At 42.4% G+C, this 11,979-nt stretch carries 9 protein-coding genes; 3 read left to right on the top strand and 6 right to left on the bottom strand.

All coding sequences use genetic code 11. The features are described 5' to 3' along the window. The first annotated feature begins 5 nt into the window (after positions 1 to 5). Entirely contained in the window at positions 6 to 2,036 is a 2,031-nt protein-coding gene (locus tag ACYZZR_RS02630; RefSeq protein WP_461532437.1) for a ComEC/Rec2 family competence protein, read from the top strand. Between the two features lie 18 nt (positions 2,037 to 2,054). Here ACYZZR_RS02630 and ACYZZR_RS02635 read toward each other — a convergent pair whose 3' ends face one another. The 3 genes from ACYZZR_RS02635 to ACYZZR_RS02645 all read right to left on the bottom strand — a co-directional run bounded on the left by ACYZZR_RS02635 (position 2,055) and on the right by ACYZZR_RS02645 (position 7,266). After that, positions 2,055 to 3,830, bottom strand: a complete 1,776-nt coding sequence (locus tag ACYZZR_RS02635; protein WP_461532438.1) for a peptide MFS transporter — start codon at positions 3,828 to 3,830, stop codon at positions 2,055 to 2,057. A 17-nt stretch (positions 3,831 to 3,847) separates the two neighbouring features. Next, entirely contained in the window at positions 3,848 to 6,010 is a 2,163-nt protein-coding gene (locus tag ACYZZR_RS02640) for a S9 family peptidase (protein WP_461532439.1), read from the bottom strand. A 119-nt stretch (positions 6,011 to 6,129) separates the two neighbouring features. Continuing rightward, complete coding sequence (locus tag ACYZZR_RS02645) at positions 6,130 to 7,266, bottom strand: hypothetical protein (RefSeq protein WP_461532440.1); 1,137 nt, start codon at positions 7,264 to 7,266, stop codon at positions 6,130 to 6,132. 270 nt (positions 7,267 to 7,536) lie between these two features. Here ACYZZR_RS02645 and ACYZZR_RS02650 point away from each other — a divergent pair, with 270 nt between their 5' ends. Beyond that, positions 7,537 to 8,859 (top strand): hydroxymethylglutaryl-CoA reductase, degradative, encoded by a 1,323-nt coding sequence (locus ACYZZR_RS02650; protein ID WP_461532441.1) that lies wholly within the window; start codon positions 7,537 to 7,539, stop codon positions 8,857 to 8,859. Positions 8,860 to 8,865: 6 nt separating this feature from the next. Next, complete coding sequence (locus ACYZZR_RS02655; protein ID WP_461532442.1) at positions 8,866 to 9,789, top strand: GYDIA family GHMP kinase; 924 nt, start codon at positions 8,866 to 8,868, stop codon at positions 9,787 to 9,789. Between the two features lie 13 nt (positions 9,790 to 9,802). Here the strand turns inward: ACYZZR_RS02655 and ACYZZR_RS02660 are convergent, their stop codons facing one another. The 3 genes from ACYZZR_RS02660 to ACYZZR_RS02670 form a co-directional block, all read right to left on the bottom strand. After that, positions 9,803 to 9,955 carry an SsrA-binding protein gene (locus ACYZZR_RS02660; RefSeq protein ID WP_461532443.1) on the bottom strand — a complete coding sequence of 51 codons (153 nt, stop codon included), beginning with the start codon at positions 9,953 to 9,955 and terminating at the stop codon, positions 9,803 to 9,805. Between the two features lie 120 nt (positions 9,956 to 10,075). Further along, entirely contained in the window at positions 10,076 to 11,488 is a 1,413-nt protein-coding gene (locus ACYZZR_RS02665; protein ID WP_461532444.1) for a M56 family metallopeptidase, read from the bottom strand. Next, a complete protein-coding gene (locus tag ACYZZR_RS02670; protein WP_461532445.1) occupies positions 11,488 to 11,856 on the bottom strand; it encodes a BlaI/MecI/CopY family transcriptional regulator in 369 nt (122 codons plus the stop codon). Before ACYZZR_RS02670 ends, ACYZZR_RS02665 begins: the two co-directional genes overlap by 1 nt. Between the last annotated feature and the right edge of the window lie 123 nt (positions 11,857 to 11,979).

Here is an 11,979-nt window from a genome sequence, read left to right on the forward strand (position 1 = left end):
AAATCATGCTTCCTTGGAATTACAACAGTTTTCGGCTATTGCTGCCGCTTTGCTCGGGTATTGTCATCGGTTTTAACTATGCTGTCCCACCCGGAATAGCGCTGTACATTGCTTTTGTATTACTGCTCCTCTTGGGAATTTCTCATTACTCCGTTCCCATTTCCGGACGCACCGACAATCAGGTATTTACGGTACTGGCATTTGTACTTCTTTGCTGTATTGGATTGTACAGAGTGAATGTAGAAAAACCACAGTACACCCAAAACCATTACTCTCATTTTATACAGGGCAACGACTCCCTGACTATCACCCTTATCAACCGACTGAAGCCCACATTGCACAACCAGCGTTATACTGCTAGAGTTGATGAGGTAAATGGAAAAACAACCCAAGGAACAATCTTATGTCACATCAGTTTACAAGACACTTTAGTAAATGCAATTACAGGCTGTTCTTACACTGTAAAGGGCAATATACGCAGTATACATCCTCCCAGAAATCCACACCAATTTGACTACCGCAGTTATTTACAACGACGACTCATCTATCATCAACTCTACCTCGACTCCTCTGGATTACGACCTCTCCCCGGCAGTGAGAACAACCTATACAGCTCGGCCGGGACACTGCGAAAAAGCACAATCAGCTTACTGAGAGAAAACGGAGTACAAGGCGATGTACTCGCCCTTACCCAGGCACTTTTATTAGGAGAGCGACAAGATATCCCCAACACGCTATACGACGATTACTCGGCTGCAGGAGTTATACATATACTTTCTATTTCCGGTCTTCACGTAGGAATACTACTGCTACTGTTGCACAGTGCTTTATTTCCTCTGAACTACAGTCGCCACAGTCGCATCCTAAAATTTCCGATTACAATTTCTATCCTTTGGTTTTTTGCGATTATCGCAGGGCTCACGCCCTCGGTAGTCAGAGCTACCACTATGTTTAGTTTTCTCGCCTTCTCTATGCAATTGCGACGCACGCCCGATGTAAAGAATACGCTGTTTGCCTCTATGTTTACACTACTCCTCATAAAACCGGGATTTCTATTCGACATCGGATTTCAGATGAGCTATGCAGCCGTGTTTTCCATAGTGTACTTCCACCCTGTCTTGATGTCTTTGTGGAATCCTAAAAATTCTGTACTTCGCTATTTATGGCAACTGGCCGGAGTATCTTTTACGGCACAGCTGGGAGTACTTCCGCTCAGTCTCTATTACTTCCACCAGTTTCCCGTCCTATTTCTTCCAATCAATATGATAGTCGTTCCCCTCACTGGTCTAATCATGTCTGCCGGAATTGCCGTTCTCATTCTGGCTTCGACGGGCTTGTTGCCTTCGGTATTTGTCGATATATACAGCTTTCTCGTCTCTGCGATGAATGCGCTTATCTCATTTGCTGGTCGTCTGGATCACTTTATTTTCAAAGACATTTACTTTAGCGGAAATCAATTGGCAGTCTCTTATCTTGTCATCGCCTCCTTACTCCTTCTCTCGGTCAGAAAAACAAGAGGTGTTTTGCTAGTCTTGGGAAGCTCAATTGCCCTATTGATAATACTTACAGCGCACAACTATCTCTATCCGCCCCAAAAAGAAGAATTCATTATCTGGCACCAATACCGAAAAACACTCATCACGCGACAATCGGGAGCTACAGTAATCGCATACCGTTCTTTAGACAGCCTTCCTCTAAAAAAAGTTCTTGGCGACTTCATCCGGGAAGAGCGCATACACAAAATAGATAGCAGCAAGCTTCTGAGCAGCTATACGTTCAAAAATCAATCTGTACTTTATATCAATCAATCAGACATCCAAGCTTACCTCTCCATTCCGCAAGCCGATTACCTTTTGTTATCTCAATCGCCAAAAATCAATCTTGAACGCCTATTGCTCTACCACCGTCCAAAAGCGGTTATCGCCGATGGCGACAACGCTCAATATCTAGTAGCATTGTGGAGGTCGACCTGTACCAAAAAGAAACTCCCTTTTCACAGCACTTATGAAAAGGGAGCCTATATTGTACAACCTTAACTCTTGTCAAGATGTTAGCTACTTCACTTTCCCCTCCGCATCTTCTGCGCCATGGGTAAGTTTTTTGAGTTTTTTAAGGAAGAGGAGTAGCAAAATTCCGAAAGATACTGTAAATATTGTGAGCCACATAAAGGTACTGTGTTCCTGTTCACTCTGCTCTTCTTCGAGTACAAAGGTGAGTCCGTAATTTTTTCCATCACCCATATTTTCAACAATCTTAGCAGCATCTCCATCCTTTTCAAAAGTGAGTATAGCGTGATACGGATTAGCTTCACCCACCCCCTGTTCTTTAAGCGAAGCCTTCAGTTTATCTTCGGGGAAACTAAACATTCCGTTCAGTTGTTGCCCGCTTTCATAATCTTTAAAAACTACGTTTTCGCCTTCGAGGTATACCTCGGTTTTAACATCGAAATTCTTGTCGAGATTAATCGGATAGTCGTATATAGTTTCTATCTTATTTTTTCCTTTTTTAACCTCTATAGAGTCTTTGCTGAGCAGAGGTATAATCTGTTCCTTACTAGCCATCACTTCGCCCTTATAGGGTTCCAATTGCGCTGATTCTCCAATCTTTCCTGCCAGTCTGTTTCCGAAACCGGTAGCTGCAAAATACACTCCCATCATAATCGAAGCGTATTTTAGAGGAGCGAGTTTCGTAATAAATGAAAGCGCTACCGGCGAAAGGCAGAGTTCTCCCAAGGTATGGAAAAGGTAAGCCATAAAAATCCAAATCATGGCGGCCTTACCAAATGTTTCGGCACTGGCTTCATTTGAAGCAAACATCATAAAAACATACCCCAGTCCCATAATAATAGTACCTATAGCCATCTTGAACAGCGATGAAGACTCTCGCCCTTTTTTCTTCCACCAAATCCAAAAACCTCCTATTACTGTTCCGAAAATAATGATATATCCGGCGTTGAGAGATTGAAATACTGCAGCGGGAATTTCTTCCAGCCAACTCAATCCGATATATCTATTGACCTTTGCATCGGTATACAGGTTCATGAGTCCTCCTGCCTGTTCAAAGGCACCCCAGAACACCACTACAACCAAGAACGAAATAAGCAGTACAACCACCCTGTCTTTTTCTATCTTGGTAAGAGGCCTCTTTGCTGCAGCTCTTTCTTCTTCAGAAACCTGTGTTCCTCCCGAAAATTCACCTACTCCCTTGAGGAATTTTTGTCCCCAAATATACACCACCTGTCCAATCAACATCCCTATTCCTGCCAATCCGAAACCGTAATGCCAGCCGTAGTAATAGGCTACCAGTCCAACGCTGATACTGGCGAGGAATGCCCCTATATTTATTCCAATATAAAAAATAGTAAATCCGCTATCTCTGCGAATGTCTCCTTCTCCATACAGCCCCCCTACCATAGTTGAGATATTGGGTTTTAGTCCTCCTACTCCTAGAATAATCAATATCAGTCCGGTAAAAAAGGCCCATCCTTGAGGAACAGCCAAGACCCCATGCCCGACACATAACAACAGTCCGCCCAGCATTACAGTCTTCTTCTGCCCCAGTAATTTATCGGCTACCCATCCACCGGGAATTGAGGCCACATACACCAGCATAGTATACCATCCATACAGCCAAATCGCATCCTTATTACTCCATCCCAAACCCGGGTCTACTGCCGTGGCCGATGCTGCTATATAGAGCACCAATATTCCACGCATTCCATAATAGCTGAAGCGCTCCCACATTTCGGTAAAAAACAGTATATACAATCCTGCCGGGTGTCCGAATAATTCCCTCTGGTGTGCTGGTTTACTTGTACTAGTCGTTGCCATGTAATAATATTTATATGCTATAGATTCTCTTTGATAAAATTGGTCATTTTGGTGTACAATTGCAGTCTGGTATTTCCTCCGTATATTCCGTGATTTTTATCCGGGTAAATAGCCCAGTCAAACTGTTTATTGGCTTGAACCAAAGCCTCAATCATCCTCATAGTATTCTGTACGTGTACGTTATCGTCTGCTGTACCGTGTACCAACAAGTAGGCTCCTTTGAGTTTATCGGCGTGATTTACCGGTGAATTATCGTCATAACCGGAAGGGTTTTCCTGTGGAGTTCTCATATAGCGCTCGGTATAGATGGTATCGTAAAACCTCCAATTGGTTACTGGTGCTACGGCTATAGCCATCTTAAAGACGTCATTGCCTTTGAGAATGCAATTAGACGCCATAAAACCTCCATAACTCCATCCCCAAATGCCGATGCGCTCAGCATCGATATAAGTTCTTTTTCCCAGTTCTCTAGCGGCTGAAATCTGATCTTCTACCTCGTATTTCCCCAATTCCTGATAAGTTTGCTTTTTGAATTTAGCTCCCTTAAAACCGGTTCCTCTACCATCAACACAGGCGACGACATACCCTTGTTGAGCCAACATTTGATACCAGTAATCGTTAGACACTCCCCATGTGTTAGCCACTTGCTGAGAACCGGGACCGCTGTACTGAAACATGAACAGAGGATATTTTTTACTAGGATCAAAATCTGTAGGCTTAATCATCCACATATTCAAATCATTGCCATTCACATGTATGGTAGAAAATTCTTTGACCGGCAATTTATATGGCTCCAATTTCTTCAGCAGCTCCTCATTGTTTACAATCTCTCTCAGCACCTTACCACTCGTCGCGTCGTTAAGGGTATAGCGAGGGGGTGAACTAATGCTGGAATGAGCATTGATAAAATAACTAAAATCGGCACTAAAGGTCGCACTGTTAGTTCCCTCTTGAGAAGAGAGTCGCAGTTTTCCCTTGCCATTGAGTTTTACCGAATATACATCTCTATTTATAGAACCGTTTTCAACTGATTGATAGAATATGCGTTTGCGCTTCTGATCGTATCCATAATACTGGGTTACCTCCCAAGGACCTTTGGTGAGTTGGCCGATCAGTTTTCCGTCGATATTATAGTGGTAGATATGATTGTAACCGTCTTGTTCGCTAGTCCAGATAAAGCTGTTGTCTTTCAAAAAAGTAAGATTGTCGGTAATATCGATATAGGCCTCATCGGTTTCGTGAAGGGCAACTCTGGTTTTATTTTCACTGATGCTGTAAAGCACAAGGTCTAAGGTATTTTGATGCCTGTTTAACACCTGCACACTCAGCAGATCGGCATCGCTAGTCCACTGTATTCTGGGAATGTAGTACGCCTCCCCCAGATCGACTTTTTTGGTAGAACCACTGTTTATATCGTAGACATAAAGCTCAACCTCTGCATTCTTCTCTCCCGCTTTAGGGTATTTAAACAGCTGCTGTGAAGGGTAGAGTTCCTTTCCGTAAATATCCATGGAAAACTCGGGCACCTCACTTTCGTCAAACTTTATATACGCCAAATGAGTACCGTCGGCATTCCACTCAAATGCCCTTACAAAGGCAAACTCTTCTTCATATACCCAATCAGTAACCCCATTGATTATGCTATTCTTTTTGCCATCTGTAGTGAGTTGTATGGTCTCTCCAGTTTGCAGATCTTTAATATAGATATTGTTATTAAACACAAAAGCCACTTTTGTACCATCGGGTGAAAAAGTAGGCTCTTGCACTTTGTTATCGGACAACTTCACTGTTTTGCGATCCGCTAGGTTATAAACATAATAAATTCCGAGTTTCGATCGGCGATAAACCGATTCCATATCCGTAGCCAACAACAGCTTGCTCTCGTCTTGACTAAAGGTATAGGAAGTAAAATAAGAAATCTCTTTGAGCTCGCGGGTGGACACTATGGTTTCCACCTTTTTGAGAGTACTGTAATCGTATTTATCTACCGATACTACACGCTGCTCCTCGTCAAAATTGAGAATGGAATACTGTTTTCCATTCTTCATAGAGTGCAGTACATCCATACCTCGGGTACTAAAAGTTCCCCCCCATATTTCTTCAAGTGTGATCTGCTTTTGCGCACTGAGTACTCCTGTAAATCCCATCAATAAAAGAAAAAAGAAAAAATGTTTTTTCATAGACATAAATTAAAATTTTTCAGATTGCCTTTTTACAAAAAAGACATCCCTACCTACAAAACACGGTTTGCTAGGCTCTCAAAACACCGTGCTTTTTTACCACCTACAGAAGCTATAAATCAGTACGGATAGCGACTATTGGGGAAATCGTATCCCATCCAGCTGTTTAAATACTCGATAATAGCACGTTTAAACTGATGGCTAGAACGCAAGCGAATATTAGCATTGTTGCGAACGTTAATCCCTGGTGTTTCTATCTGTATTGCGATGATATTATCGTCAAAGCCCGTTGTCGATCCGATACGTGCATTTCCGTATTTTCGAGTCACATACCCCCCGTTAAAATAAGGTCTGCGTTTCGCTTTGCCCTTAGACAGGCCGAAAAGTCGTTTATTGCGATCTAAAATAGGGATTTCAACACTCGGTACTGCCGTTACATTTTCGGCTGCCAAAAGACCTCCAAAACTTTTCGGTCCTCTTATGAGCTGAGAAAAAGGTACATCTGGATGTCGGTCTGCCAGAGATGCTATACTGGAAGAATCGGCCAATTTGTCGAGATAAGCATCCGGTTGCTCCAAGGCGTGATTAGGCAAAGCATAGCCTATTTCTGTTTGACAAATAAACCGACTCAGCTTCGTTTTCCCCGTTACTACCGACTCATACTCCTGTTCGAGACCATCGCTATACTTGTGAGCATGCCCGTGTACATCTAAAAATAATGCACCTTTTCCGCCTTTCTGTCTTTCCGCCATCACTGAACGACCTAAACTCAAGAGTTCGTGATAGCTCATATAGGTTGCCTTTGCATCGGCATCTGTATAGCGGCCATCAACCTTATTTGGGTAGGTATTGGGATCCACGCGCTTGCGGTGAATGGTGTTGACTATAATCCAAGGTTTTTTATCAGTGTCTTTTTCAAAGAGAGTTGCAATAGCATTGACAAGTGGATGTGTGGCAATATCTCGCCCTGTCTTTCCGGTTTCGGGTATAGGTGGATTTCCTACAGCTACACCGTCGTGAGGCGCTCCTAAAAACAACGGACTGTCTGCATCGCCTACCACCAAGTACACATACTTTTTATATCCGAAAATAGTATCTCCCACCTGATACCAGCTATCTTTGTATTTCACAACGCCCAAAGAATCGCTTAATTGTTTTTCTTCACTGCCTAAATCACTCGAATTAACAGTGACAGATGTACCGTAGCAAAGACCAAAGCACACAAATAACAAAGAGGTGACAAACGCCTTTTTCATCCTTAAATTAAATCAGTTATGTTTTGTAAAAACTTCCAGCGATCAGCTATATCAGTCCGTGCTATCGCCAATCGATAAAAGCCTGCCAATTATACTGCTTTTTTAGCAAAAAAAATAAATTTTTTCATTTAAACTGTGATATTTCAGATCATTTCACCCCTTGTGACCAACATTGACACCTTTCTTACCCGAATTTCTTTAGTATCTTTGCTCACGACCTATTTTGCCGGAAGCCCTCAAGGGGATTCGGACTGCAATGTGTAATGTATTATGACTAAACGAGCCGTAGAAGGATTCTCTAAACTGAGTAAAAAACAGAAAATAGATTGGCTGGCAAAAACGTATTTTGCTGAACCCGATAAGGCGATAGCGCTATTCACCAAATATTGGAACGACGACAAAAAGCTACAGCAGCTACACGACGAGTTTATAGAAAATACGATTACCAACTACTATCTCCCTCTCGGTATAGCTCCCAATTTTCTGATCAACGATCGCCTTTACACTATTCCAATGGCCATAGAAGAGAGTTCGGTAGTTGCTGCTGCAGGAAAGGCCGCTAAATTCTGGTTGGGAAAAGGTGGTTTTCACACTTCTGTAGTGGGAACAGAAAAGGTAGGTCAGGTTCATTTTATATACGAAGGTGATCCTAAAACACTAGCTGCGTATTTTGAGTCTGTCAAACCACAGTTGTACAAAGACACAGAAGAAATTACGGCTAATATGACCAAAAGAGGCGGAGGGATAAGTAGTATAGAACTCCGCGATATGACCGATAAGCTCCCGGGATATTATCAACTGCACTGTACCTTTGAGACTCTGGATGCCATGGGCGCCAATTTTATCAACTCCTGCTTGGAGCAATGCGCTTCAAGCTTTGAAAGCTACGCTCAACAATACCCGGCATTCACAGAATCGGAAAAGAACATTCGAGTGGTGATAAGTATACTCTCCAACTACGTCCCCAACTGTCGAGTAAAAGCTTCGGTTTCCTGTGCAGTAGAAGAGCTAAACGAAGACGGAATGCCCGCAGAAGAATTTGTGGAAAAATTTATCCGAGCCACAGATATTGCTCGGATAGAACCGTATAGAGCCGTTACTCACAACAAAGGAATTATGAATGGTATAGATGCTGTGGTACTGGCAACAGGTAACGATTTTAGAGCTGTAGAAGCCGGAGTTCACGCCTATGCCGCTAAAGACGGAAGATACACCAGTCTTACCAAAGCATGGGTGAATGAAGGTGTATTTAATTTTGAGATAGAAATCCCACTTGCCTTGGGTACGGTAGGCGGACTCACCAAACTGCATCCATTGGTGAAGTTGTCTTTAGAAATGCTGGGACATCCATCGGCCGAAGAGCTCATGCAGATTACGGCCGTGGCCGGACTGGCGCAGAACTTCGCTGCGATAAGATCGTTGATTACCACCGGAATACAACAAGGACATATGAAAATGCATCTGCTCAACATTCTCAACCAGTTGCGAGCCACCGAAGCGGAAAAAGCGTATTTTGTGGAATATTTTAAAGACAAAACCGTAACACACCGATCGGTAATCGAAACTTTTCAGCAACTAAGGGAAAAGGCTTAGCGCAATATGAGCACAAAAAAGTTTTACGGCAACGGCAAATTATTACTCACGGGAGAATACGTAGTATTGGACGGTGCACAATGCCTCGCTCTGCCCACGGTATACGGACAACAAATGACGGTGATCTCTGGAACTACCGCTACACTTTTATGGGTAAGTGAAGACCACAACGGCAACCCCTGGTTTTCACACAACTTCGATCTGAGAGATTTCAACAATCCGGAAAGCTACTCCAAAACCGAAGACCCTATCGCAATTCGGCTGGCATCACTGCTTCGCGAAGCTCAAAGCCTTAATCCCGACTTTCTCCATCCTGAACAAGGCTATAAAGTTACTACAAGACTGGGCTTTCCACGCGATTGGGGATTGGGATCGTCTTCTACTCTGGTAAGTACTATTGCCGACTGGGCCAACATAAACCCGTACTTACTCTTAGAACGCACTTTTTCCGGCAGTGGATACGACATAGCCTGTGCTAGAAATGATTTTGCCATTTTGTATCGCAGCAGATCTCCGCTACCGGAAATAAAAGCCCTCCGGTTTTCACCTGACTTTAAATCCTGTCTCTATTTTGTGTACTTAAACCGAAAACAGGACAGTCGTGAAGGTATTGCACATTACCACAGGCAAAAGCTTTCTAAAAAACAAGCTATAGAAGACATTACCAAGATTTCGCAACAACTACCTCACTGTCGTAATCTACAAGAATTCGAGCAATTACTCTCTCGTCACGAAAATATCATCTCATCGCTGATAGATATACCCCCTATAAAAGAAAACTTATTTCCCGATTATCCGGGAGTGATTAAAAGTCTCGGTGCATGGGGTGGAGATTTCGCACTGGTTACAGCTAGGAACAACCCCAGCGAATATTTTGCATCCAAAGGATATCGCACCTTACTTCCCTATGAAGAAATGGTGTTGTGCTAAAAACATGCAGTACTCAATCCAGAGCATTCTTGGTAACATAAGCTCGCCACCCTATAATGGCCAGCTGCCACTTTGCAGCTTTGGCTATATCCAACTGCTGCTTGCTAAACGAGGGCAATACTGTCTTGTTAATACGGGCAAGAATTTTAAAAAAACGTTTTTTCATATCATTTAGTCTCTATAAATCACTGCACAACACCGAACATTCACCTCAATTACAACACAAGATACAAAAAAACCGCTGGATGGCGGTTTTCCTAAACTTTTGTTTTACATACAATTAGATTTACTTTTTAGTAATAACTTGAATAACCCCGTTTTTACCTTGGTCGCCGTATTTGGCGGTGGCTTTCTCTTCTTTCAAAATATTGACAGACTTTATCTGTTCTGGGGCAGGCAACATTTCCTGATCTACTACCATATCGTCGACAACCAATAGCGGTTTCTTTCCGTCCTTGGTTCTTATATCGACTTCTGTAGACTTCTGGTAGTCGGCCATAAAACCCTTCGTTGAAAGAGCTGAATACCCCGCTTCGTCTACACTGCCATCCCCATTGTACTTCACATAAAACCGAAACGACTTAATAGGTTTATCCGATTTGAGCTTATAGGCTCCTGAGCTATCTCCGGCTTTAAACTTAGAAGCAATTGCGATAATTTCACCTTTTGAGTTTCGTTTGATTCCGTCGAAGGACAAATCGATCTTATCCTTAGAAATAATCTCTTCTACCTTCTGTTTCAACTCCTGATCGGCAGTGTTTTTGGTCACCACTATACTCTTCTCTCCGACCACCACAAGAACCTGCTCATTTTCGCCCTTATCACTGTTTGTTTCTTGTGCTACGGTTTTGGTGTTTACCCCTAGTAAAAAGAAGGCTAAAAACGGGATCACCGCAGTGTACCTCCACAACTGTTTTCTCTCTGATCTGTTTTTGTTTAACATAACTATTCGCTTTTTGATTGATGAATTATAAAATGTATTAGTCAATACGTTATTGTCACAGCTCACTCCTACATTGCGGAGCAACAAGCGCTGATAGTCTTTTTCCGAACTGTGATATCCCGCCGCATAATCGTCGGCTAGAAACTCGAGATTCTGCATTATCACCCTGCGATATCCCCACGCCAATGGGTTCCACCACTGAAACACCACAAGCAGATTGGCCGCAATGGCGTCGAATGAATGTCTTTGGCGAATATGAGCCAGTTCGTGCAACAGAATAGAATCCCATTCTTTTCCTCTGTTTTTTATTTCCGGATTGTACACTACAAACCCAAAAAAAGAGAAGGGAGATGTAGCTTCTTTCATCTCGGCAAGAATGACATCATCTCTACGTATTTTACGGCATTTTTTAAGCAATGTACAAACCGAGAGTAATTGCAACAGTAATCGCCCTGTAAAGAGCAGTACACCTACTGCATATACCGCAAATAAAATCGTTGCCATATCCAAACCTGAATAAGAATCTCCGACATCGCCGCGCGATGTAATACTGTCTTCGGTTACCCAACTGTGATCTGCATATACTATTTTTGTAACAAATATCAGGGGTAACACTGCAGCAACCCCCAAGCCGAAGAGCAGAAAAAAACGGTTTAGGCGGAAAAAGGTCTGCCTTTGTATAAGCAGGCAATAGCTCAGATAGAACAAGGCGATCAACGATCCGCTTTTGGCAGTATACCACAAAATATCTTCCATCACTTCTTCTTTTCTATTTCTGCCACAATATCTCTTAAATCTTCTACACTAATCTTTTCTTCCTCAGCAAAAAAGGACACTAATCCCTTGTATGAGTTGTTAAAGTAATCGGAGATCACCTTATTCATATACTTTTTTCGGTACTCCTCTTTTTTCACTAGCGGATAATAGCGATGGGTATTGCCGTAGGCCTCATGAGCTACATAGCCTTTATCCTCCAGATTCCTAATCATAGTAGACAAGGTGTTGTAATGCGGCTTATCTACTTCGTACTCAGCTAAGATATCCTTTACAAAAGCCCTTTCAAGCTTCCAAAGCATTTTCATTACTTCCTCCTCTTTATGCGTCAGTTTTTGAAGTACTTTCATAGTGACAAGTGTATTTACTCTATTAGAGCAACAAATATAAACTATTTTTTTAGTTATACAACTATAAAACCAGTTTTAAAACTAAAAATACAGTTAGCCAGACATTTCACACGGCATATTATA

Source organism: Sinomicrobium sp. (assembly GCA_029266035.1).
Taxonomy (GTDB): Bacteria; Bacteroidota; Bacteroidia; order Flavobacteriales; family Flavobacteriaceae; genus Sinomicrobium.